This window comes from Burkholderia sp. WSM2232 (genome assembly GCF_000472545.1).
Taxonomy (GTDB): Bacteria; Pseudomonadota; Gammaproteobacteria; order Burkholderiales; family Burkholderiaceae; genus Paraburkholderia.
In genome coordinates this window covers 18737-44413 of the sequence record NZ_AWZV01000029.1, presented here as the reverse complement: position 1 = coordinate 44413, position 25677 = coordinate 18737, and the positions used below count along the sequence as shown (strand labels likewise).

The following is a 25677-nucleotide window of genomic DNA, read 5'->3' as shown; positions in this document are numbered from 1 at the left end:
CGACGCCACTTCGGGTTTGAACGCCCGGGCTGGTGAAGAAGTGCCATACGTACAAAAAACCAGAAGAAGACGAGAGCATCATGAACGCGTCGACGCGCAACGCTTTACGACAACTCGAACAGAATCGGCATGCCCACGACGAGCGGCACGAACGCGGCATGCAATCGGCGCGCGAGCGCTGGTCGGTGCCGACGCCTGCCCGCGTGTATCGCGTGTGGCAGCGCGCGGTCTCGGCGCTGGTCGCGTTGACGCTTTTCGCCGGGCCGCTGTCTGTCACGTTTGAACAAAGCCGCGACGCGGCAGGCGTGCTCGCCGCGGGCAGCCAGCGTCTGGACGACGAAGCATGGCAGCAGATTCTGGATCTCGCCGGCTTGCGCGTTCGCTTCATGATGCAGGAGGCGCAGGCCGCGCCTATCGTCGACCCGACTGCACCGATTTCCTTTCAGCCGAAGATCACGCAGAGCACGGGCGCGAACGGCGGTGTACCTGTCGTTAACATCACGGCGCCGAACGCGGCAGGCATTTCGCTGAATCAGTATCAAAGCTTCAATATCGACCCGGTCGGGCTGATCCTCAACAACAGCCTGATGTCCGGTACGTCGCTCACGGGCGGCGACGTGCAGGCCAATCCCAATCTCTCTGGCCGCACGGCAAGCGTGATCGTCAACCAGGTGACCTCGACGGGCGCTGCATTCGCGAGTCTGCTGAACGGCCCGCTGGAAGTGTTCGGCGCGCCGGCCACCGTCATCATCGCGAATCCGAACGGCATTACGACGAACGGCACCGGCTTCACGAATACCATCGGCGTCACGTTGTCGACCGGCACGCCGCAATTCCTGAGCGATCTCAAAGGCACCGTCACCGACTTCAACAACGCGCAGGCGGTCGGTTACAGCGTGACTGGGGGGCATATCCAGATCGAGGGCAACGCGGGCGTGAACGGTCCGGGCGCGGGTATCGAAGGCACGGTGGGCACGATCGATCTGATCGGCGAGACCATCGGCATCAATGCGCCGCTGTATGCGGGGCAGCGCATCAACGCGATTGCCGGCCGCCAGTTCGTGCTGCCTTCTGCAGTGGCGAGCAGCGGCACCACGTATGCGACATCGTCCAACGGTGCAGAGAACACGGCAAGCGCCATCAACGGCGCAAATGGGCGTGCCAACAACGGACTTGCGATTGACGCCACGGCCTTCGGTGCAATGACCGCGGGCCAGATCCAGGTGATCGGCACGGCAGCCGGAATGGGCGTGCGCACCGATGCGCAGATGGCGGCAAATACTGGCGATCTGTTGCTCTCGTCAAATGGCGATCTCACCGTCAACGGTTCGGCTGCGCAACAGCAGGCGACCTTGCAGGCAAGCGGCAACCTCGCGATGACGGGCGCGCACGTCGGCGTTACCGGCTACACGATCAATGCAAATGGCGATGTGACGTCGAGCGGCACGATCCAGACCGGCGGCAAGCTCGCAGTGAGCGCGGGCGGCAGCGTGAATGTCGCGAACGCGCAGTCGAACGGCGACGCCGCACTCAAGGGCGGTGCGAATGTCACGCTCGGCGACGTGCAGACGGGCGGCGCGCTGGCGGTCAGCGCACAAGGTAATGACGGCGCTGGCGACATCAATCTGAACGGCACCTCCGTGGTGAGCGGCGCGACGAACCTGCAGGCCGCGCGCGACATCAACTTCAACGGGCAGACCAACAGCGGCACCCTGCAGGCAACCGCGCAACGCAACGTCAACACAAGCGCGGCGTTGCAGACATCGGGCGAACTCGCGCTGAATGCCACGCAAGGCAATGTCAATGCTGGCGGCACCGTGAAAAGTGGAAGCGGGCTTGCGCTCGCATCCGGCCAGAACGTCAACGTGAGCGGACAAGTCACTGCGCAGAACGCAGTCACGGTCGCGGCGGGCCAGGACCTCGCAGTGACCGGGTCGCTCGCGAGCGGCACGACGCTCGCGGCCAACGTTGCGCGTGACGTTTCGGTCGCAGGGTCGCTGCTAGTCGGGACCGATGCGCAGATCAACGCGGCGCGCAATGTCGATGTGCCTGGCGTCGTTATCGTGCAGCAGGACGGCGTGGTGAATGCGCAGAATAACCTGACCGGCAGCGGTTCGCTTGCGTTTGGACAGAACGGCACGCTGACCACGGGACAGGACGTCGCGTTTACCGGCAAGCTGCTCGCCAACGGTCTGCAGGTGAGCGCAGGCAATAATGCCAGTGTCGCCGACGTCCAGGCTGGCGGCACGTTCAGCATTGCCGCAAACGGCCTGACCAGCAACCCGGCTGGCGGCGGCGACGTGAGCTTCAATGGCAATGCGGCTGTGGTGGGCGCAACGAACGTGCAGGCCGCGCGCGATGTCACGGTGAACGGCACACTCGCGGGCGGCTCAAAGGTCGCACTGACGGCGCAACGCAACGTGACGGTGGCAACTAGTGGAACGGTGCAGGCCGTCGGGGACCTGGCTGTCGCAGCGGTGAACGGCAGTGTCAGTTCGAGCGGCACGATGAACGGTGCCGCGAATCTGTCGGTAAGCGGCGCGCAGGACGTCGCGTTGACGGGTGCGACTAGCGTGACCGGAGACACGACGCTAACGGCAGGGCACGACATCGTGATTGGCGGCACGCTGGCGGGGCAGGGCGCGGCAACGCTCGATGCAGGCCACGACGTTAGCGCGGGCGGCAGCAGCGGCTTCGTCAAGGATACGAGCATCACCGCGGCAAATGATCTTTCGGTGACGGGCTCCCTGCAAGGCGCGGCGGTTTCGCTGTCAGCGGGTCAGTCGGTGACGCTGAACAACGTGCAGGCCAACAACGCGCTGCAGGTGACGGCGTCAGGCGGCACGCTTGCGGTGAACGGGCTGGTTGCTTCGCTTTCCACTGCGTCGCTGAGTTCCCGCGGCGACACGTCAGTGAGCGGCGCATTGCAGAGCGCCAACGCATTGAGCGTGACGAGCGGCGGCAATACGGCGGTTACGGGAAGTGTTGCATCGAACGGCGACGTCACGCTTAAGAACGCGAACGGGTCGCTCGTCAGCACAGGCAATATTCAGTCCGGCGACAACCTGCTGATCGACGCGGCGCACTCGGTCGATCTCGGCACGCAAGGCACCTCCGCACTTGCGGACCTCACCGTCAAAGCCGGCCAGAATCTGACGATCAACGGTTCAGTGGTCGCGCAAGGCAACGGCACGCTGAGCGCGGGCGGGAACATTGCGGGCGCTGCGGCAAGCGCATTTGGTCTCGCGGCAAACGTCGCTTCCGGCGGCGATACGAATCTCAGCGGCTCCTTGCGCGGCGGTACAGTCCAGACGACGGCGCGCGGCTCAGCATCGCTGCATGACGTGCAGGCCGCATCCGGTCTTTCGCTCGCAGCGAACAACGACCTCAACATCACCGGCGCTGTGACCGGCGGCGCGGCGGTCGCGCTCAACGCCGGGCACAACATCGGCATCAGCGGCTCCATACAGTCGGCCAATGACACGACGCTGGACGCGCAAAACGGCAACGTCACTTCGACAGGCACGATCGCGAGCAACGGTGCTTTCAATGCGCAGGCCGGCTCCGACATCAACCTGGGCGGCACGACGAGCGCTGCGCTCGACACGACGCTCACGGCAATGCGCGACATCAACGTGACCGGCATGCTTGCCGGACAAGGGCAGGGCAGTGCGACGGCCGGGCGCGACATCGGCGGGGCGGGCACCATGACGTTCGCGCAGGCCGCCACGCTCGCTGCGGGCCGCGACGTTGCGCAGGGCGGGTTGATCCAGGGGCAGTCCGTCCAGGTGACGGCTGCGGGCAACATCGCCACGAACAACGTCGAGTCGGCGAGCACCGTTGCGCTCACCGCGAATGGGACCAATACGGCTAACGGTCCCGGCAATGTGACGGTCAACGGTTCGGTGGCGGCAGCGGCGGCGGTGAGCACGACGGCGCGCAACGACGTGTCCGTTGCATCGACCGGCAAGATTGCCAGCGGCACGACGGTTGGCATCGAAGCTCAGCACGACATCAACATTGCGGGCGCTGTGGAGTCGGTCGGCAATACGCTGCTCACTGCGCAGCAAGGCAGCTTGAATGCGACGGGCGGCATCAACAGCGGCGGCAAGCTCGACATCGCGACCGGGCTCGATCTGTCGCTCGGGGCGAGCACGAGTGCAGTCGGTGATGCGACCTTGAACGCCGGCCGCGATGCGCTGCTGAACGGCCTGCTGATCGGCGAGGCAAACGGTTCGGTAACGGCGGGGCACGACATCGGCGGCGCAGGTACGCAGGCCTTCACGCAAGCCGCATCCTTCACGGCGCAACACGATATTGCGTTGACGGGCGGCGTGCAGGCGAGCGAGGTGAGTGCGATCGGCGGTAACAACGCAGCGCTGCACGATGTCCATTCATCGAGCACGTTGACGCTGAGCGCGAACGGCAACGCTGGCGGTGGCGATGCGGCCATCACCGGCACGGCCACCGCTCCGGGCGTCGTGACACTGAGCGGCGCACGCGACGTGCTGGTGAGCGGATCGCTGACCACCGGCGACTCGCTGACACTCACAGCGCTTCGCGACGTATCGGCAAGCGGCACGCTACAAACCACGGCTGGCGATCTCACCGCGACGACGGCCACCGGCAGCATCGCGCTGACGGGAACCACGACCACCTCCGGTGCGCTGACTCTGAACTCGGCGCTCGACACGCGACTCGGCGGTCAGATCAACGCGGCGAGAGACGTCACCGTGCAGGCGGGACGTGACATCGCACTGAGCGGCACGCTGGCCGGTCAGCTTGGCGGCTCGCTCACGGCATCGCACGATATTGCCGGTGCGGGCGCGGCGGCATTTGCCCAGGCCGCGACGCTCGACGCTTCGCATGACGTTGCATTGACCGGCGCGTTGCAAGGCGCGAGCGTCACCGTGACGGGCGGCAACAACGCTGGACTGGGCAGCGTGCAGGCAGTGACCGGCAATGCGAGCGTCACCGCAAACGGCAACGCAACGGGTGGCGACGTGACGATTGGCGGTGCGGCAACCGCGCTCGGCGCGCTCGCCGTGCAGGCAGCGCGCGATGTCAGCGTGGGCGGCGCGATCAACACAGGCAGCACGACCACAATCGACGCAACCCGCAACATCGCGCTTGCCGATGTGAATTCGGCAGGCAACCTGACGTTCGCCGCGACGAACGGCAACGCCAGCGCCGCGAACGTCACCACGCAGGGCAATCTCACAGGAAGCGCCGGACAGGCACTGACCGTCTCCGGCGCGACAACCGTCGGCGGCAATGCGCAGCTCGCGTCGGGCGGCAACATGACGTTGACGGGCGGCATCGGCGCGCAGAGCACCGGCACGTTGACGGCAGGCGGTTCGATCAGCGCGGCCTCTGTGGCGTTCGGTCAGCAGGCGACGTTAAGCGCGGGAGGCAGCATCGGCGTGAGCGGCGCTGTCGCGACCAACGGTGCGCTCAATGCGACCGCGGGAAATGACCTTTCGCTAGGTTCCGCGCAAGCGGGCGGCGCGCTCGCGCTGCAGGCGCAAGGACATAACGGCGCGGGCGACGTGAAGGTGAACGGCGCACTTGCGTCCGGCAGCACGGCGACGATAAATGCCGCGCGCGACGCAACCATCGGCGGCAACGCAAGCAGTACCGGCACGCTTGCTTTTAGTGCTGGCCGCAATGTCACGGCGAACGGCACGATCGGCGCAAACGGCGACGTGACGCTGACTGCGACGAGCGGCAACCTTGCCGTGGGTGGTGCGATCACGAGTCAAGGCAATTTCAACGCGAACTCAGGCGGTGCGCTCGCGTTGAACGGCGAGCTTGTCAACGGCAATACGACGTTGGCCGCGGGCAGCACGGCGACGCTGACCGGCACGTTCCTCGGCCTCGGTCTTGCGAACATCAACGCGGGCGGCGCTGTGAACGGCGGCGGCTCGCTGACCTTTGGCAAGGACATTACCGTAGGCGCCGGTAGTGGTATCACGCTTGGCGCGATTCAGGGCGCAGGCCAGTTCACGGCGACCTCGGCCGGCGACATGTCGCTTGGCGCGACAACGGCGGTGGGCAATGTAAGCGCGAAGTCGACGGGCGGCAGCGTGAGCTTCGGCGGCGATCTGCAGTCAGGCGGCAACGTGACGCTTCAGGCCGCGAACAATGCGACGGTGGCGGGCGCGGTGTCGTCGATGGGCGCGGTCAACATCAGCGGCGCACAGGGCAATGTGAGCGTGGCGGGCGTGTCGTCCAACGGCGATACGACGATGAGTGCCGGACAGACGCTCTCGCTGAGCGGCACGAGCACCGTGGCAGGGCAGTTCACGCTCAGCGGCGGTAACGTCACGTTGAGCGGCTCGCAAGGCGGGTCGAAGAATGTGAGCGTGAGTGCGCAGGGGACGCTCGATGCGAGCGGCGCGTCTGTCGTGTCCACGCAGAACATGCAGTTCAGCGGTACGAACGTGACATTGGGGACGGCGATTGCCGGCGGGGCGCTGACCGCGACGGCATCGAATCAGCTCTCTCTCGTGGGCGCGGCGGTGGATGCCGTCGGCGCAGCGACGCTGAGCGCGGGCAACGACTTCTACAACGCGAGCCAGGTGCTGTCGGGCGGCGCGCTGTATGTGTCGGCGCCGAATCTGACAAACGCGGCGAATGCGTCGCTGGCGTCGACCACTACGACGACGATCAACGCGACAAACTTCACGAATGCGGGACTCGTGAATGGTTCGACCACCAATGTTACGCTGGCCGGCGCGCTCAACAACAGCGGCGGCTCGTTGATGGCGGTCAACAGCCTCAATGTGAATACGGGGACGCTCAACAATCAGAACGGGATCATTTTCGCGGGCAATCCCAATGGGCCGGGTGGGCCGACTACGGGCGACGTCTCGCTGACCATCAACGGCGGCGACGGTTCTTTCTACAACGCTGGAGGCCAGTTGCTTGCGCAGCGCAACATGGGCATCAGCGCGATGAACATGGCGTTCGATCCGTCGCAGGGGACGATCAGCCAGGGTGGGCAGCTTTCGATCACCGCGGCGTCGATCAGTAATACCGGAACCTGGAATTACGGTGGACAGGGCGTGACGCTGACGGGCGTCTACGGCATCAACAACTACGGGACCATGACGGGGACCGCGCCGCTGACGCTGTCGACCAACGGCACGTTCACGAACTTTGGGCAGGTTACCGGCAGCAACGTTACGTTCAATGGGACGTTGAATAATGTTGCTGGGGCGGTGATGCATGCGGACGGCACGCTTGCGTTGAATGGGAATACCGTTAATCGCGGGACTGTGGAGGCTAGTGGGCTGCTGTCGGTCACTGGCGGGAATTACGACAATCAGGGCGCGACGACGCAATCAAAGGGGGATGCGAATTTCAATCTCTCAGGGACGTTGCTGAATACTGGTGGTTCTATTTTCGCGGGGAATAACGTCAATATTAGTGCGGGGGCGGTGGTTAATGATCAGACGGCGCCGAGCGCGCCTGTAACGACGACTGCAACGGTCACTGATCCCACGCTTCTATGGTCAGCAGTTGCCGGGACCAAGACGTCCTGGTCGCTGCATCACGTAGGAACCGGAGACGGAGGCGAGCTCGCAGCCGGATCGACCACTGTCAGTGCGACGCTCGGAGACGTTCTGTCGCCGCAAGGTAATGCGAGCGCCTCTTCGCCCGTGGCCGGATCAGGAACGGTCACCTTTTACGATCACGACGGAACATGGACGGTGGCGGATGGGCCCGACCCGACTGCGACTGGGTCTGTCACCCTCTCTTTGCCCACGATTTCGCAAACGTCCGTGACACAGCAGCCGGGGACATCCGGCGTGATTTCCGCTGGTGGATCGATATCGCTAGTGGCGGGTTCGCTGTCTAACCAAGGTGGGCAAATCGCGGCGCAGGGCGATGTCACTCTCAATGTGCAGTCGCTCAGCAATGGTGCTGCTGCCGCCACCACAACCTATCAGACGGGACTGAGCGTTGACGCTGGGCAATTCTCGAGTTTCTTTGCGCAGTTGAAAGCACTGGGCGTGATTACGGTGGCAGGTACCGGTAACCCGACCGGCACCAACTGCGATTCGCAAGGATACTGCACGGTCGGGGACGCACTTCCGCCGACACAATTTAACATCGCACCGGGCGCAGCTCCCACCGCTACAGGATCAACTACAGTCTCGTTGCCGACAGGCATGATCGCGGCTGGCAGCAACCTGGCTATCTATGGCGGCAACCTCGCTAACGCGGGTTTGTTATATGCCGGCAATAACGTTCTGGTCGGCGCGGCGAGCCTGACGAACCAGGGCGGCAACCAGCAGAGTTCTTCGACGCAGACTGGTTGTGCGGCCGGTGTGCCAAGCACCGCGTGCGGCACTGCAGGCCACCTCCGCGGGTCGAATCCCACCACGACGACGTTCGGCTACAGCCAGAACGACGCGACGATCTACGCCGGCCACGACCTGGTGATTGCCGCAGGCCAGATCAACAACACGTTCGGGAATCTGCTCGCGGGGCACGACATCGTAATTGGCGGTGTCGGTACAACCGCGAGTTCGACGACGCCCGCAAGTAGCCTGAACAACACGTCGGGCAACATCGTCGCGGGCAACAACATAACGCTTAATGTGTCGGGCGCGATCACCAATAACCTGCCACCGCCGGTTCCCGTGCACGAGAACTACGGCATGAAGGAGCAGTATTCCGGCTGTATGACCGCTGGCGGTTACAAGGAGAGTTACTGCGAAGGCTACGTCGATCAGCAGTCGGGAAGTTCGTCCGTCATTAGCGCCGGCAACAACCTGCAGATCAACGCCGGTAGCCTGACCAACATCGGCAGCCTCATCGCGGCCGGCAACACTGCGACGATTGCGGTTGCTGGACCGGTGGTCAACGAAGCTCAGACACTCAACGCTTACTGGCACTCGCATTGGGTCCAGGAAACGGGCATGTTCAGTAGCGACAAGCGTCACGACGTGTGGGCGTGCGGATCGCCATCTGAATGTACCGCGCTGTACGGTAGCGCTTACACGAGCACCGGTGGCACGATCGATCCGCCGCAGCCCGTAGGCAATATCGCGGCGACGATTCAGGCGCCGAATCTGTCGATCACCTCGAGCGGTCAGATCGAGAACGTCGGCAACGTGATCGGAACGTCAGTAACTTTGACGGGGCAGAAGCTCATCAATGGGATTACGACGGCCAATACCTATACGCCGCGCGTCAATGCGCCGTCGCAGGTGATCTCGCTAAGTCCGGTGAGTCTGCCGGGGTTGAACCTTTCGGTGCCGCGTGCAGTGGGCGGCGCGCTCCCGACGCCAGTGGCTGGCAAGGCGTCGTTTGTCGACAACTCGCTGGGTACCTCGGCGCTGGGCAATCTGGGGCCGCAGGATCTACTCACGGCACTGCCGGCCAACCTGCAGCCGAGTTCGACGCTGTTCTACTACAACCCTCAGGAAGAAGACCTGATGCTGCAGCAGGCCGCGTTGCAGCAGACAGGCAAGGCTAGCTTTATCGACGGGCTGACGTATGACAGCAAGACGAATACGTCCGTTACGGAGCAGGAAAAAAAGTACCTATATCAGAACGCGCTCGACTACGCAAAAGCGAACAATCTGCAACTCGGTGAGGCGCTGACGCAGACGCAGATCAACGCGCTCGATAAGCCGATGCTGTGGTATGTCGAGCAGACGGTTCCGGACCCTTCTTGCACCGTGACGGGCACGGCTACGTGTCCCACGATTACGGCGCTGATGCCACAGGTCTATCTGCCGAGCGATACGAGTGCGATGTCGGCGGGTGGGAATATCTTCGGTCAGGACGTCACGCTCAACTTTGGCAAGGGTAGTGGCGGCAGCATTCTGAATACAGGCAGCATTACTGCCTCAGACACCCTGACGGTCAACACAGATTCTCTGACCAACCAGGCGAACCAGGTTGATATTGGTCAGATCTGGAGCAAGGTGAAGGGCGGTTACGTCGAAGAAACGGGAACCACCGTGCAGCCGGGCGGGTTCATGAGTGCGGCGAACATGAATCTGAACGTCCAGACACTCAGTCAGATCGGCGGTGCACTGCAGAAGCTAAATGCGGACGGCACGATCGACCAGGCCGGCACGCAGATAATTCTGGCGCAGATCCAGCAGCAGCTCGGCAGCGCATTTTCGCAAGTCGCAGTGAGCGACAACTTGCATACCCAGTTCGTCCAGGAAGGAGGGCTCGGGGTATTCGGGCAGGTGCTCAGCATCGCGATTGAGATCGTCGCCTCGTTCTACTTGGGTCCGTTAGCTGGCGCACTTATTGGCAGCATCGCCGGGCAGATGATCACCACAGGCTCAGTGGATTGGGGTTCCGTTGGCAAGGCCGTGGCAGTCGCGGAGCTCACCGCTGGAATTGACGCCGGTCTCGGGCTGAATGGGGCAAGCGGCTTCAGTGATGTTGGCAATGGCGCCGTTTATGCCGACTCGTCTATCACTTTGGCGGACGTGGGGCAAACGGCGATGAATGTGGCCGAGCGCTCCCTGGTGAGCGCGGGCGTATCTACCGCGATATATGGCGGTAGCTTCGGGCAGGCGCTGAAGAATAATCTGGTGTCAAACGTTGCTGCTGTGGGCGCCAATTTTATTGGCGACGAGTTCAATCAGTCGTCCGGCCTTTTCAGCAATAATAGTCCGCTGTATTACGCTGCGCATGCGGCATTGGGCTGCGCGAGTTCGGCGGCGCTCGGAACAGGATGCGCGGGCGGGGCCATTGGCGGGGCGACGAGCGCAGTGCTGTCGCCGTGGGTGATTAGCCAGATAGATCCGACAGGAGCGCCGCTCGATCAAGGGCAGATTGCTGCAATTACCGCACTGGCGACGCTGGCGGGTGGCGGTCTCGCCGGGCTCGCCGGTCAAAACGCGATGGCTGGAGCGACGACCGCGCAAAATGAAGCGCTGAACAATGCGACGCAGCATGTTGGGCCGTCGAACGGTATGCTATCGAAGGTTTGCGCTGCTACGAATCCGGCTTGTAGCGACCAGATGATCCAGACGCTGAACAATGCGCCGGCGCAGAATGCCACAATGGCGCTGGGTAACATGAACGCGGCCGCGCCTTATGTCGCGGGTGCGCTCGGCGTTTCGTTGTTTGGCCCAGAAACGATCGCGGCGGCGGTGACCGCTGGTGCATATGATTACTTCGGCGATCTTTATAGCTACAGGACGGGGTTGCAGCCGGACCAACCGAACTTCCCGAAGTCGTATATCGCGGGTGTGGTCGGAGGGTTGGCGTATCCGTTCGCAATCGCCGACGAAGCCATTTCGGGAATGAGTAAGGTTGGGAAGATCGCGGCGAACGGTTATAACGCCGGAGTAGCTGGGGTGGGTGCATTCGGTTCTGCGGCGGTGACACGCCAAGACAACCCAGACTTGTCCGGCGGGCTCGGAAGTGGATTGGCTGCTGCCGGGACTTGGGCCAAGGCAACCTTGCCGGCCCCGTTTGGCAACATAGCGAATCAAATGCTTCAAGGCGCTGCCGGGCCGATCCAGAATGTTATTCAAAAGGCATTGGGGCACTAACGTTGGATGACAAAAGGCGGTTGATCTTCTGGCGCTTTGCGAAGGGCTACCTTTCGCTTATTGCCATGATTGTGTTTGTTCTAGGAGTGTCATTGGCTAAAGGCGCAGGCTGGAAGCCAATGCTAGCTGGCATGCCTGTTTACATCACTTTCTTCGTGGGGATTACGTATCAGTTCGTGAAAGAGTTGCGCGCGTTGAATCGTGAAAAGCCACGAGACCCGGAGTGATCTAGCTTCTTTGGCCGGCGAAGATTTTTATTCGAGTGCAGGATAGGGCTTGCGCCGGTTATTGCCCGGCCAGCGAGCGAGACGACAGACCCGGCTTCGGCCGGGTTTGTCGTTTCTGGCGCTACTATTGATGAGTTTCGCGCCATGCGTGGCCAGCGGCGATGGCGTCGTCGCGGGTGGCGTAGGTCTCGCTAGGACCGCTGGTGATGTTGCCGATGCGCACCCACGATTCCCAGCGGCCGTCGTTACGCCAGCTCGGCACGGCGGCGACGCCGCTGGCTTCAAGTTCGGGTTTGACGGCCTCGACTTCGGGGCGGTGGATGAGTGCGCCGGACATGAGCAGGAGGGTGCCGCAGATGCGGCGATCGGTATGGCCACGTTGCTGAGGTCGCGCCAGATTGCGGCGGCCTCGGCCGGGGCAATGAGTTCGGCGGCGGCGTCGATCGCGGCGACGAGTTCGGTGAGACGGGCGTGTGCAGTGTCGAGCGTGTGCCGGTGCAGGGCGTGTTCGTGGCGATCGTGCTGGACGGAGAGCCAGCGGTCGAGGGCGGCCTGTTCGTCGTCGGCGAGCTGCGCGCGCAGCGCTCGCGAGGGGCCGTCGTCGCGGCGGAATGAGCCGATGATCTTCTGGCGCGCGCGGGACGAGGCGGCATCACGTTCGACACGAATCAGCTTGACGGTAGGGCCTTGTTCACGGATCAGCACGAGGCGGCACATCGTAGAGGATGACGGCCCAGCATAGCGCACGAGGGGCGTGAGACGGAGGTGTCCGGACAAAAACCGGCGCGCGCCTATCCTGCACTGAAGCGAAAAGTTTGACCGGTCAAAATCGGTGTGTTCCTGATTAAAGCGAAGCCAGCCCTGGGGCTGGCTTTTTTACGTCCGGTGAGGGGAGACCCGGCGACAGCGGCTGGATGAAATCGACGCCATGCGCGCTTCCGCGTTTCTCCCTGAGCGGGAGAAACGGCTGCCGGGGTACGCCGTTCTGTTAGCCGTCTGGGCGCTTTGCAAAGCTTGACATTCCTGCCAGCGCAGCGCGGTTAAAGTTCGTTCATCGCGCGCGGGGAGACCAGCCAGGTGCGCATCGCTCTTTAAGTGACTTCGGGTGTGGGCTGAAAACCCACGTCGGGGCAAAAACCGGATAGCAGGAGCGCATCCAGGCGGTGGTGCCGGCGAAGCCGTGTCGCGTCTGGGATTGCGAGCGTTGCGAACGCGGGACGCGTCGGAGCAACCATATGCGGCACTGGGATGTGCAAGCTCGGCTGCGCTGGGGACTGGCTGTGCGGGGGGTGCCATTGGCGGGGTCACGAGCGCAATCGTGTCGCCGTTCTTGGTTGAGCAGGCGGGCGGCGCAGCCAACCTGACGAACGACCAACGTGCGTTGATCGTCGGCGCGTCGACGCTGCTGGGTGGTTTAACGGCGGGACTTGCTGGCCAGAACGCGCAGGGCGGGGCGACAGCAGCGGCAAACGAATCGCTGAACAACTCGACGGGCGATCATCGAACAGAAGAAGAAAAGGCGCAGGACGCGATCAAGGCACAGAAGCAGAAAGAAGCGGCGGCTTTGGGTCAGGGGCGCACGGTCAAGACGGAAAAATGGCGAGACCTATGTGACCGGCTCGTCTGCGATCGGGGGATTGGGAGGAGCCACAAACAGTGGCGGTCTGACGGCGGGAGAACGGATTGGTATGTTGCGTGATGCGGCTACTGGCAAAGGCAATTTTGCATTAGGCGAAGCGTCGACCGCAGATGCGAACGTGCTTGGGCAAGATTGGGTTGGTCCGGGTTATCGAGTGTCCCAGACAGACGGAAGTACGCTGATCAGCGCGGACGGCCTGCGGCAGTATCGTCCACCTTCACCGAAGCCCAATAGCTCCTACGCTACGACCGGAGTGCAAGCTAATTTCCAGTCGCGGAGTGTGCCAAGCGGGGCGTGGCAGAATAATGGTCACTTGAACATCACGAGGCCATGATGCGAGCCAAGCTAAAGGGCATTTCTTCCCCCGATGTTGAGCTACGGACCTACTGGCCCGAAGACGAAGCCTGCTTCGGTTTCTTGGTCGAACTGCAAATTGGCCCGGAAAACGAAAAGGGTGCCGACCTGTTTCAGATCATGGTCTGCACCCCAGACTGGATTAAAGCCAAGTACTCGGATCGTAAGGCCGTGTGGGGACGCCATATGCTGATCGTGTTTGAGTACGACTTAACTGAAATCGAGTCGGCCATAAGCCGATATGTGGAAAGTTGCGCGGCGGACCATTGGCATGGCTTGGCGTTGAAGCTGAGTCGAATCGGCGGTTGGGAATTTGAGGACTATCAACCTTGAACTATCAGCTTCGATCTCGATGACCTGACCCGGCTTCGGCCGGGTTTGTCGTTTGCGGCGTCGTGGAGCGTCGTGATGTTGTTGCCCGATTTGCGCAATTCGTCGTCGGGTCGAGTGTTTATCGTACGGTGCTAAAAAAGCCTCTTTGCGACTTCGCGGCGCACGTCCTCGTTGAGGTGCATGTGCTTCGAAGTCTGCATCGCGCTCTGAATCTAATCGGGTGGCTGGATCAGGGTTTGTGTCCCGGTGTGTGGCGGTGGCGATGCCGTGCAAATGGCCGAGTCGCCGCGCCACGCAGGGTCGTCACCGGTCCGGGGTAATCGCGGAATGCTCGTTGTGGGGATGCGGACGAGCATTATGATGTGTAGGCCTGCGACTCGCTGGCGGAGTGCACGACGCTTTATGGCAGCGCGTACACGACAGCAGGTGGGACGGTCGATCCGCCCCAGCCAGTCGGCAACATCGCCGCCACGATCCAGGCGCCGAACTTGTCGATCACCTCGACTGGAGAAATTCGGAACGTTGGGAACGTAATCGGCACGTACGTCTCTTTGACAGGGCAGAAGCTCATTAACGGCATTACTACGGCGAACACCTATACGCCACGGGTCAATGCGCCATCGCAAGTCATATCGTTGAGCCAGGTGCAGTTGCCTGGGCTGAACTTGTCAACGCCGCGTTCCGTCGGCGGGGCGCTACCCACGCCCGTAGCGGGCAAGGCCTCATACATTACCGGTTCGCTGGATGGCTCCGCGATCGGAGCGGTGGGACCGCAAGCCCTGCTGACGAATCTGCCATCCAGCCTGCAGCCATCGTCAACGCTGTTTTACTACGACCCTCAGGCAGAAGACCTGATGCTGCAGCAGGCAGCGCTGCAGCAGACGGGCCAAGCCAGCTTTGTTAGCGGGCTGTCTTACGACAGCAAACGCAACCTGTCAGTCACTGAGCAGGAAAAGGCCATCCTGTATGAAAACGCGATCGACTATGCGAAGCAAAACAATCTTCAGCTTGGGGAAGCGTTGTCACAAACGCAGATCAGTGCGCTTTCCGAACCGATGTTGTGGTACGTCCAGCAATCTGTGCCCGATCCGAGTTGCCTGTCCACCGGCGTAGTCGCTTGCCCGACTGTTAGCGCGCTCATGCCTCAGGTCTATCTGCCGCGGAACTGGAACGCGATGTCGGCGGGCGGCAACATCACCGGCCAGGATGTCACGCTCAACTTCAACGAGAACGGGCAAGGAAGCATTCTCAACACGGGCAACATTGCAGCGTCGAATACGCTGACGGTCAATACCGGCACGCTGACCAACCAGGCGAATCAGGTCAATGTAGGGGATATCTGGCAGTACATCGCGGCGACCGGCTACGAAAAGACCAGTGGTACTAAAGTCCAGCCTGGCGGCTTCATGAGCGCGGCTGACATGAATCTGAACGTGCAGACGCTCAACCAGATTGGTGGGGCGTTGCAGTTGCTGGGTAACAACGCAACGGTTGATGAGACCGGTACGCAGCAGTTGCTCTCCAGTTTGCAGCAACAACTCGGGACCAATTTCACGCAGACGAGAGTGACCGACCACCTCGATACGAGCTTCACCGCGATGGGCGGGTTTGGTGCTGCGGAGATTGTTGGAATGGCTTTCGCTGTCGTCGTGTCGATCATGACCGCCGGCGCAGCGAGTGGCGCCATCGGGGCGACCCTTGGCACGACGGCCGGTAGCACGTTTGCAGCAGGCACAACGGCAACCGCTGCAACGGCGACCTCGGCGGCTACGGTAGCGACGACGGCAGGACTGGGCAACATCGCGCTGTCGGCGGCTCTCGCCGGGTTCACCTCGAGCATTGCCTCACAACTGACAGTGAACGGAAGCCTGGATTGGGGCAGCGCATTCGAAGCGGCTGCCGTCGCAGGTATCACGGCAGGACTGACGAACGGCATTACTTACAACTCGGACACTGGATTCGATTTCACCACAGCACCCCTAACGGTCGGAGGTCCGACTAGCTCTCTTGCCAGCCTGGCCGGTGTCAATCCGTCGATCGGCACCACTGTGAATCAGGCGGCTGCATCGACCGCGTCAACCTTGGAAACGCGTGCTCTGGCGATGCTGGCCGAGGCCGGGATTTCCGCTGGCGTGCGTACAGCGATTGAGGGAGGCAGCCTGCTTGGCGCATTCCAGAACTCGCTGATTCAGGAGATGGCAGCGTCGGGCGCCTATGCTATCGGCGATGGCACAAGCCCTCTTTCAATCGAGAACATACTGGAACATGCGGTGCTGGGCTGTGCTGCCAGTTCGCTAAGTGGCACCGGATGTACGGGTGGCGCCATCGGAGCGGCGACTAGTGCAATATTGTCGCCGCTTGCGATCATGGCTATGAGTCCGACAGGCGCGCCGCTCACCGATGGCCAGGCGGCGGTCGTGACCGCACTGTCCGTACTGACGGGCGGCGTTGCCGCTGGCCTCGCAGGCGGCGATGCGCAAGCAGGAGCGACGTGGGCTGAAAACGAAGCGACTAACAACTCTGAGATACATACGGCTGACATCCTCAAAGCTTGTCTGCAGAGTTCTTTTTGTAGTGCAATGTTGCCTGCGCCCGCGAAGATCGCTGCAATCGGCTATGTCACGAGTGCAACCGGCAGTTCGAAGGACGATTCCGGGAACAACTTGCCGCAGTTACCGGATAGCCCAAGCAACAACGATGATGACCTAAGCGGCGGCTCGCAGGGACAACACGTCAGCGGCTTTACCTTGGCCGGGATGCCTATTCCCGTCTGCGTGCCATACGCTGGCTGTACGTTCGTGATCGTGCCGGTACCGACGTCGTTTTCCTTGCCCAACATTGGCGCCATCTTTTCTACCGGTAGTGGGAGCGATAGTGGGACCGGCGGCGGGTCAACCACTAGTGCGAACGATGGCACGACGAAGGGGGGCGCAAATAGCGCTACAAACACGGCGGCAGATGGTTCCAATGTCGGGTGGGCGAACACTACAATTGGCAGGAGCATTCCGAACTCTGCCGTCGACCCTACTCGGGACCAGTTCGAGCAGAGTCTCTTGAATGGTGGATTTACTGCGACCCCGAAGGGCGGCGCGAATGATGTAACCGTCTACACGAACGGAGCCATCCAATATTCGGTTCGTAACAACGCCAGTTCGACAGGTGGACCTTCTGTTGATTATCGGGTCAACGGAATTCTTGTCAGCAAGATTCGATTGAATGGACAGTGATATGGGATACGTTTCGGATGCTGAGTTGTACCAGCGCCTAGTGGGGCGAGTGACAAGCCTGAACTCTTGGCAGCTCGGTCAAGCTTCGCCTGACACGTCCCTACGATACTTCGACTGGCTGGAGTTCCTCGTAAACGGGTTCTGGGCGTACGTCATTGAATTGGCGCGCCTGAGTGGAGATACGTCGATCTATTTCTACGATCTTGAGCAAGCGAGAACTTCGTTATTTGTGGAAAGGTTTGGCGTATACCCACTGGTCCAACTCGACACGCACATGACCGAGCCGGAATATATTGCTGCCCTTAACGAGGAGCCGGGAAAGGTCCAGCGGGAAACGTTCGCCGTTTCGAATACCAACTCGTACCTCATCTTTCCGCAATCAGGCAAATGGCACATACATGGGGAATACTCAATTGAGATGGCCGAACTGGCGTCGAGCGTGGGTATTCCAGCGGACACCATGTTCCCACATGACTTTTGGGCCGAGACGGAAGCTTTGCGCCTCGTCGGATCGACCAAGTGACCTCTGCCCGTGACTGAGGATTTGCTATTGCCCGCATGGGTGATTTGTAGCCACAAACACGGCGGCGACGGCTGGGAGCGCGGCGGATATGATGACCGCAACGTAACTGCGTACCCAACTGAGTTTTCAACAAGCGGGTATCCTTGACGCCAGCGGTCGGCTTACGCAACAAGCGGTCCAAAACTCTGACCCGACTGCTCTTGCTGGCGGCAAGATCAATAACCCTGCTGTCGTGAGCGAGCTTACGAGCGATGGGTCAAACATTGCTGATTGGGGCAAATTCACGACGCAATCTGTAACCATGCCCAATGGGCAATCGATGCAGATTCACTACTACATGAACTCGGTAACGGGCAAGATTGATTACGTCACTTCTGACTTTAAGGTGAAAGACGTGGTTAGACCATGAAGGCGCAATATTCAAGGGCGCGGCCCTACAAAGGGCACGGAAGCGATCCCAGCTTTACCTTGGGAGATACGTACCTGGTTCTTGGTGTTCGCTTCCAGCCGGAAGGTCGGCCAACAATGATCACCGTTCAGCGCGACTCTGATAGGACCCCTGTCTTGGTGGAGCTTCACTGCTTCGATGTTGTCGACCCCGCTATCCCTGGCGGTTGGTGTTTCTCTGATTTCGGTTGTGGCTCCTATCGCGTAGAGCCTAAGGAATTTGGAGGCAAATTCTGGGATCGCTTTCACGATGGCGACCCGGAGGCAAAGAAGACATTCGAGCGGGCAGTCGAGAAGCTCAAAGCGTTCCGTGCGCAAAATGCAGGATAGGCTTGCGCCGGTTATTGCCCGGACAGCGAGCGAGACGACAAACCCGGCTTCGGCCGGGCTTGTCGTCTCTGGCGTTACTGTTGATGAGCTTCGCGCCATGTGCGGCAGCGGCGAGAGCCTCGTCGCGGGTAGCGCAGTTGAACGGGCGCATCTCCTACCCAGGCGGGCGCTTCGAGGTCTCGCGGGGACCGCGGGTGATGTTACCGATGCATCCCCACAATTCCCGGCGGCCCTCGTTGCGCCAGCTCGGCATGGCGGCGACGTCGTTGGCTTCGAGTTCAGGTTCGACGGCCTCGACTTCCGGGCGGCCGACGAGCGCGCGGACATCAACGGCCCAGCCGGAACGCTCCTTCGGTGGGCCATTTTTACATCGGCACTATCTGTGAAACGGCGCTGCCATCGGGGGACCCGGAAACGCTCAACCCCGCCGTCACTATCCCCCCACCAACCTAACCCCCACCCCCGTCCCCGTATAAACCGGCGTCGCCTTAAACCCGTCGACTGTCACCGCCGAGAACTTCGCCGATCCCGCCGCACCGTCGATCAACGCAATCGTATCCCCCACCTTCGGCGCATAGCCATTCACGAACTTCACGTGCAGCGTGCCGCCCGCGATGCTCAGCGTGCCGCCCACGCGCAGGCGTCCGCCGCCGTTGCCGTCGATATCGAGCTCGAGCGTCGTGTTATCGAGCTGCGTGTAGCGCGCTGCGATCGTCACGGGCGCGCTCGCCGCGACTTTCACGCTGCCGCCCGAGCCGACATACACGTCGCCGGTGCCAAACGCAGTAGGCGATGCTGCCGCGAGCGTGCCGCCGCTGACCTGAGTGCCGCCGGTGTAGCTGTTCTTGCCCGCGAGTGTCAGCATGCCCGTGCCTTGCAGCGTCAGCTTGCCCGCACCCGCAATGTCATTGCGCCACAGGTCGGCTGCATTGAATCCGCCCTTCGACGCATCCATCGAAACGATCACGTTGCCGTTGAACGCGCCATAACCGTCCGCCGCGGCGAACAGGTTCAGGCGGCCCCAGCCCTCGGCGTCGTCCATCATCGGATAACCCGACGGCATTTCGGTCGTCTTCAGCACCACACGCCGCTGGTCGGCGCTCAGGTACGGAAAGCGGGTCTGCAGCAGAACCTCCGCGCCCTTCGGCACGACCGGCGGCGCATCGGTCGATTCGATCGGAGCGAAGCCGAACGTCATGCGGCGCAGGAATGCCGCCTTGTTCGCGGTGTAATCGGCGAACCGGTCGGTCGTTGCCGTGCCTAAATGAGCGAAGGTGGCGAACGTCGCGTCGCTCGTTCCCGTGAGCTGCTGCAGCGTCTGGTGGGCTTGACCGTAAGCGGTCTGCGCGTCGCTCGCATACGTGGTCAGGTTGGCGGCACTGACGGCCAGCGCGAGCATGCGGCCGCCGATCACGTCGAGTGGCGAGTGCATCCCGGCGAGAATGCGGTTCTCGCCCAGTTCGAGACCGCGACTCACCATTTCCTGGAACCGCTCGGGAACGAGCCACGCCATCGTCATCGCATCGCGCATCGCTTCGCCCTCATGGCCGCTGATGAAGCCGCCGTCGGTCGCGGGCGTCGCACTCTCGGCGGGCACGAGCGTCGGCGCCACGACGACACTCGTGCTCCAGCGGTAGGGCCGCGCGTACTTGTAGAAGCGTTTCGTCGGTTCGGTGGATGCGTTGTTGCCCATCTCGTTGAGCAGATCGACGACCTTCCCGAAGCTCGCGTTGGCACTGCCGCCCACGCCGACGTTGTTGCCGGAGTCGTTGTACAGCACGGTCGTGGCATCCGGCGGCACACTGGTGATGCTCGTCGTTTGCTGCGCCGCAGTGCGCCATGCGGCGGTAAGCGGGCCCATGCCGTCGGTCACGCTGTAGCCCTTGCCGCGCCGGTCGTCGAAATACGCGGCGTCGGCCTGCTGTTGCGTGCGGGCGGTGGTCGCGTCGACCACGTACTGAACGTTGGCCGCCAGCACGGTGCTGTTGACAATAGTGCCGCACGGCGTGCCGCTCGCGGGCAGGCCCGAACAGGCCGACGCCACGACGGCGGGAAACGCGCCGTTTGCCGGCGCGCTCACGCCGGCGTCCACCAGCATCGTCGACGGCTGCCATAGGTCGAGGAAGCGGCTCACCACACGCACGGCAGCGTTGGTCGACAGGGTCGCGTAGCGCGCGTCGCCGCGCTGGTTGGTCGCGATGTTGTCGACGAAAGCCGGCACGCTCGGCACTGGCGCGCTATCGACGAAGCCGGGGTCTGCCGGCGGTGCCGGCACGGCCGCGATGGTCTGATTCGTCGATACGACGTCGTCGCTGCCGCCGCAGGCAGTGAGAACGATCGCACTCGACAGCGCTGCAACACGCAGGGCGAAACGGCTTCGTGACACAAACATGCAAGACTCCATCTCTGGGGGAAAGATGGCGCATTGTGGTGGGCGAACGTGACGCGCCGGTTAAGGCCTGGTGTTGAGTGGTATCTGGTGGGGTGAATGGCCGGCCTCCCGGCTTGCATCATTAAAACGGCCGGGCGCCAAATTGCCTGTAACATGAAAGTACACGGATTGCTTCCCCATTCCGCGCTCAGGCAGTGGAGACCTCGGATGCGACTTGCTGACTTTATCCTGCGAGACATGGAGCCGATTCTGGCGCAGTGGGAGGCGTTCGCCGCCACACTGCTGCCGGCAGCGGCTCACCTGGAGTCGCTTGCGCTGCGTGACCATGCGCAGCAGATCCTGCACGCCGTAGTAAAAGACCTGCGGACTTCCCAGACCCGCCAGGTTCAACGCGAGAAGTCGCTGGGGCATGCCCCGATGATCGACGCAAGCGAAACCGCGGCTCAGACGCATGCGCTGCTGAGGGCGCGGGCGGGGTTCAACATCAATCAGCTTGCCGCCGAATACCGCGCACTGCGCGCCAGCGTGCTTCGCCTGTGGATCGACGACTGCGAGCCGCGCACGGCTGACCTCGACGACGTGATCCGTTTCAACGAGGCGATCGACCAGGCGCTGGCGGAATCGATCAATTTTTTCAGCGCACAGGTCGAGCAGAACCGGAACCTGTTGCTCGGCATGCTCGGACATGACATGCGCAGTCCGCTTCAGGCAATCCAGATGACCGCGTCCTACCTCGCAGCGCTGAATGCGGGGGAGGTCGTATCGGACGCGGCTGACCGTTTGATTCGCAGCGGAGGGCGGATGCAGGCGCTGCTCGACGACCTGTGCGATTTCAACCGGACGAGGCTCGGCCTCGGCATCAACGTCGTGCCGGAGAAGATCGACCTCGCGGAAGTACTCGCCGACGAACTCGACGAATTGCGTACGGCCCATCCCGGCAGCCAACTGGAACTGAGCGTCAGCGGCAATCTGCAGGGAACCTGGGACAGCCGCCGCCTGCAGCAACTGGTGCAGAATCTCGTGCTCAACGCGCTCAAATACGGGGCGCCGGATATGCCAATACGCGTTGAGCTGAGCGGCGACGCCGAGCAGATTCGCATCGACGTCAGGAACCGTGGACCTGCCATCGAGCGCGCGACGCTCGAGCGCATTTTCGAACCGCTCACGCGAGGAGCGGACGCCCGGCAGTCATCCGGCAGCGACGGAAGCCTGGGGCTTGGGCTCTACATTGCACGCGAGATCGCCAAGGCCCATCGCGGAGAAATAGAAGCGAATTCCGACGGCACAGAAACCGTCTTCTCGGTGTCGCTGCCGCGCGCAGAGGACACGGCAAACGGGCATTGACACGGCGTTCTCGCGAGCGCCAGTTGAGCACAGCCTGCTCGCATTACGTGCGTGCAATGAACGGATAAGTGAACAGTCCGAAGTGAATCAGGTTGAGTCCGAAGTGCGTGAGCACTGCGGCCTGCAAACCTCCTGCGCGATAGGCGAGACCCGCGCCGAGCCCGGCGAGACCCGCCACCACGACCAGTAGCGCGCCACCCTGGAAGTGCAGGGCGCCGAAGAGCACAGCACCCACGACCAGCCCGACCCATTGTGCATTGGAACGACCGCCGGCAAGGCGACCGATGCCGCCTTGCACATAGCCGCGAAAAAAGGCTTCTTCCGCGAACGCAACCAGCAGCAAGTTGTTCAGCGCCCACAGCCATGCGAGATGCGGCCACTTGGGCGCCCACGCAATAGATCCTGCAACGAACCCGATCGTCAGGCACACGAAAGACGTCGCGGCGCAAGCCACGAGCGCTGCGACGGCCCGCCTGCGCCAAGCCTCGTGCGGCACGATCCACGGGCACGCCAGTACCAGCCAGAAGCCGATCAGCGGCTTATCGAAGTTCAGGTACATCGTGAAGGGCGCGGCGTCCGGCGTAAAACGCTCGGCATGAATGACCTCCAGATTATGAAAACCGGGCAACTTGTGTTGAAACAGTCCGATTGCAACCGCGACAAACACGAAGTTGCACAACAAGCGCATGGCAGGCGACGCAGCGTGCCGCAGTAAAAGACCCGTGCCGACAAGAAGCGCAATGGGGATCAGCGCAAGTGCCTCCAATTGCCCCAACGCAAATGCGCTTGCATACGCAATGGCCAGCATGCCCAGGATAATGGCACGCGGTACTCGCGCTATGGCCAGCGCGGCGGCAAGAAAAATGGCGACCCACGGCAATGCTTGCATTGAGATGTCCGGAAAAGATAAGGGGCTAGACCTGCCAGATGGATTTTTTCAGCCGTGCGATGTTAGCGGAGGTTCGCTTTGTATCGCAATGTATCCGGACAGTGACACGATACATAACGTTGCACCCATCGCGAGTGCGGACATATGCCAGATACGTCCAGCGGGTTTAATCCGATTCACGCGAGTCGAACGGGCGTTGCCGCCGAAACCGCAAAACGCAGCCAGCTTTGCGCGACACCAATGATTCGGACCTTCGACTGCCGCTTCCTGCTTCAAAGCTCTCTACACAAAGGAAAACGAGCCATGTCTGAACAGATCAACACCCGGCGCCGTCGTCTGCTCGGCACCACAGTCGCGGGCCTCAGCCTGATGGAACTGGGCCTGAGCGGTCTCGCCAATGCGCAGACCACTTCGGGCGCGGCGGCGTCGCGAGTGGTTTCGTTCGAGAACCTTCGGCAGGTCAACGCTGGCACGCTCAACGTGGGTTATGCGGAAGCGGGCCCGCAGCACGGACCCGTTGTGATCCTGCTGCACGGTTGGCCGTACGACATCTACAGTTTCGCTGAAGTCACGCCCTTGCTCGTCGCCCAGGGCTACCGCGTGATCGTGCCGTATCTGCGTGGCTACGGCACTACGCGGTTTCTGTCGCCGGACACGCCGCGCAACGGACAGCAGGCTGTCGTTGCCGTCGACATCATTGCGCTGATGGATGCGTTGAAAATCGACAAGGCGATTTTCGGCGGCTTCGATTGGGGCGCCCGCACGGTGAACATCATTGCCGCGCTGTGGCCGGAGCGCTGCAAGGCGATGGTCTCGGTGAGCGGTTACCTGATCGGCAGCCAGGCTGCGAACCAGGCGCCGCTGCCGCCCAAGGCGGAGCTCGCGTGGTGGTATCAGTTCTATTTCGCGACCGAGCGCGGCTATGCCGGCTACGACAAGAACCGCAACGAGTTCAACAAGCTGATCTGGCGTCTCGCTTCCCCCAAATGGAATTTCGACGACGCCACTTTCGATCGCACGGCTCAGTCGTTCAACAATCCGGACCACGTGGCCGTGGTGATTCACAACTATCGTTGGCGCCTGGGACTCGCTCAGGGCGAGTCGCAATACGATGAACTGGAACAGCGTCTTGCCAAGGCGCCCACCATTTCGGTGCCGACCATCACGATGGAAGGGGACGCAAACGGTGCGCCGCATCCTGAACCCGCCGCGTACGCGAAGAAGTTCACCGGCAAGTATGCGCACCGCAATATCGGCGGCGGCGTGGGGCATAACCTGCCTCAGGAAGCGCCGAAAGCTTTTGCCGACGCGATTATCGACGTCGCGCGTTTCTGACTGACGCAAGGGGCGCGGCCGCGTTTCACCGTGCCCCCTGGTAGACCCGCGCCGCACTCACGCGGCGCCGGCCCTCAAGCTTTGCGCGCGCCCCGGCTCTTCTGCGTCGGGGCCTTGTGCCGCCGGGCGCCTGAAGCAGGTTGCGGGTTTTGCGCTTGTTGCCCGTTCGGCGCAGCAAACATCGGCATGCGTTCCTCGATCCATTTGAGCAATTCGAGTGGCCCCGCGGCCAGCGGCCGGTCGGTTTTCACAAGGACTCTCGCCTGGGCATTCTCGAACAGCGGATGCGCGATCGCAACCGTGGTCAACTGGTCGGCGGCCAGCTCGCGGTACGCAGCGAATTCTCCGATCAGCGTCATGAAATCGCCCGCCATCACGAAGCGCTTCAATGCGCTCAGCGAGTTGGTGGTCAGCGTCGGGCGAATGCTTACGTTTTCCGCCATTTCCAGCATCGATACGACATGGCCGATGCCGAACGCGGACGGCATGACCGCAAGCGGGTAGGCGCGCAGATCGTCGACACTCGCCGGGCGCTTGCGGCGCGCGAGCGGGTGGTCCTTGCGCACCAGCAACACGACGGGTTGCGCGGAACTCGCCCGGTACTCGATGCGCGGATGAGGCGGCGGATTGTAGGCGAGACCGATGTGCGCGCGGTTCTCCGCCACTTCGTCGAGAAGGGCGTCCACGGCCAGCATCGTCATGCTGATCTCGAGGCCCGGATAGCGTGTGCAGAACTGCGCGAGCACTTCGTCGATAAACATGTCCACGAAACCTTCGCTGATGGCGAGCTGAATATGCCCCTGCCTGAGCTCCTTCAGCGCATGCAGTTGGTCTTCGAGCTTTTCCTGCTGCGCGCGATAGCCGCGCCAGAACTCGAGCAGATGCGTCGCCGCTTCCGTGGGCCGCACGCCGCGCGCCTGGCGCTCGAACAGCGCCGCGCCCAGTTCGTCTTCCAGCAGCCTGATTTGCCGCGTAATGACCGACGGCGACGTATTGATGTGCTCGGCCGCGCCGCGAATGGTGCCCTGCGTCAGCACCTCGTAAAAATAGCGAAGACGCTGCTGATTGATCTCTCTCATGTGCCTGCCCTGTGTGCC

14 protein-coding genes are annotated in these 25677 nt (G+C 62.2%); 10 read left to right on the top strand and 4 right to left on the bottom strand.

Going from position 1 to position 25677, the window contains the following annotated elements; translation table 11 throughout:
• Positions 1 to 80: 80 nt before the first annotated feature.
• Together F757_RS0123810 and F757_RS0123805 are read left to right on the top strand one after the other, a co-directional pair.
• A complete protein-coding gene (locus F757_RS0123810) occupies positions 81 to 11540 on the top strand; it encodes a two-partner secretion domain-containing protein (RefSeq protein ID WP_027213574.1) in 11460 nt (3819 codons plus the stop codon).
• A gap of 2 nt (positions 11541 to 11542) precedes the next feature.
• Positions 11543 to 11767: a hypothetical protein gene (locus F757_RS0123805; protein WP_027213573.1), complete on the top strand. Its 225-nt coding sequence runs from the start codon at positions 11543 to 11545 to the stop codon at positions 11765 to 11767.
• A 124-nt stretch (positions 11768 to 11891) separates the two neighbouring features.
• Here the strand turns inward: F757_RS0123805 and F757_RS0123800 are convergent, their stop codons facing one another.
• Entirely contained in the window at positions 11892 to 12104 is a 213-nt protein-coding gene (locus F757_RS0123800; RefSeq protein WP_051376857.1) for a hypothetical protein, read from the bottom strand.
• A gap of 134 nt (positions 12105 to 12238) precedes the next feature.
• Between F757_RS0123800 and F757_RS35900 the strand changes: the two genes are divergently transcribed.
• From F757_RS35900 to F757_RS34035, 6 genes are all read left to right on the top strand, one after another.
• Positions 12239 to 12382, top strand: coding sequence for a hypothetical protein (locus tag F757_RS35900; protein WP_156923712.1), 144 nt, complete (start codon positions 12239 to 12241; stop codon positions 12380 to 12382).
• Positions 12383 to 13085: 703 nt separating this feature from the next.
• Positions 13086 to 13466, top strand: a complete 381-nt coding sequence (locus tag F757_RS34045) for a VENN motif pre-toxin domain-containing protein (RefSeq protein WP_232221449.1) — start codon at positions 13086 to 13088, stop codon at positions 13464 to 13466.
• 270 nt (positions 13467 to 13736) lie between these two features.
• Positions 13737 to 14093: an immunity 8 family protein gene (locus F757_RS0123785; RefSeq protein ID WP_051376856.1), complete on the top strand. Its 357-nt coding sequence runs from the start codon at positions 13737 to 13739 to the stop codon at positions 14091 to 14093.
• A gap of 488 nt (positions 14094 to 14581) precedes the next feature.
• Complete coding sequence (locus tag F757_RS34040) at positions 14582 to 17320, top strand: DUF637 domain-containing protein (RefSeq protein ID WP_332258137.1); 2739 nt, start codon at positions 14582 to 14584, stop codon at positions 17318 to 17320.
• 1 nt (position 17321) lies between these two features.
• Positions 17322 to 17843 (top strand): hypothetical protein, encoded by a 522-nt coding sequence (locus F757_RS0123775; RefSeq protein ID WP_035467420.1) that lies wholly within the window; start codon positions 17322 to 17324, stop codon positions 17841 to 17843.
• A gap of 405 nt (positions 17844 to 18248) precedes the next feature.
• Entirely contained in the window at positions 18249 to 18620 is a 372-nt protein-coding gene (locus F757_RS34035; RefSeq protein WP_051376853.1) for a hypothetical protein, read from the top strand.
• 433 nt (positions 18621 to 19053) lie between these two features.
• On the opposite strand, the gene F757_RS0123760 is transcribed toward F757_RS34035, so the two are convergent.
• Positions 19054 to 21012, bottom strand: coding sequence for a phosphatase PAP2 family protein (locus F757_RS0123760; protein ID WP_027213569.1), 1959 nt, complete (start codon positions 21010 to 21012; stop codon positions 19054 to 19056).
• Positions 21013 to 21219: 207 nt separating this feature from the next.
• On the opposite strand from F757_RS0123760, the gene F757_RS0123755 reads away from it, so the two are divergent.
• On the top strand, positions 21220 to 22356 hold the full coding sequence (locus F757_RS0123755) for a sensor histidine kinase (protein ID WP_027213568.1): 1137 nt from the start codon (positions 21220 to 21222) through the stop codon (positions 22354 to 22356).
• Between the two features lie 43 nt (positions 22357 to 22399).
• Here the strand turns inward: F757_RS0123755 and F757_RS0123750 are convergent, their stop codons facing one another.
• Entirely contained in the window at positions 22400 to 23245 is an 846-nt protein-coding gene (locus tag F757_RS0123750) for a CPBP family intramembrane glutamic endopeptidase (protein WP_027213567.1), read from the bottom strand.
• Between the two features lie 303 nt (positions 23246 to 23548).
• Between F757_RS0123750 and F757_RS0123745 the strand changes: the two genes are divergently transcribed.
• The gene (locus F757_RS0123745) at positions 23549 to 24580 is read left to right on the top strand and encodes an alpha/beta fold hydrolase (protein ID WP_027213566.1); all 1032 of its coding nucleotides are present in this window, start codon (positions 23549 to 23551) and stop codon (positions 24578 to 24580) included.
• Positions 24581 to 24654: 74 nt separating this feature from the next.
• On the opposite strand, the gene F757_RS34030 is transcribed toward F757_RS0123745, so the two are convergent.
• The gene (locus F757_RS34030; protein ID WP_035467418.1) at positions 24655 to 25659 is read right to left on the bottom strand and encodes a LysR family transcriptional regulator; all 1005 of its coding nucleotides are present in this window, start codon (positions 25657 to 25659) and stop codon (positions 24655 to 24657) included.
• Positions 25660 to 25677 lie beyond the last annotated feature (18 nt).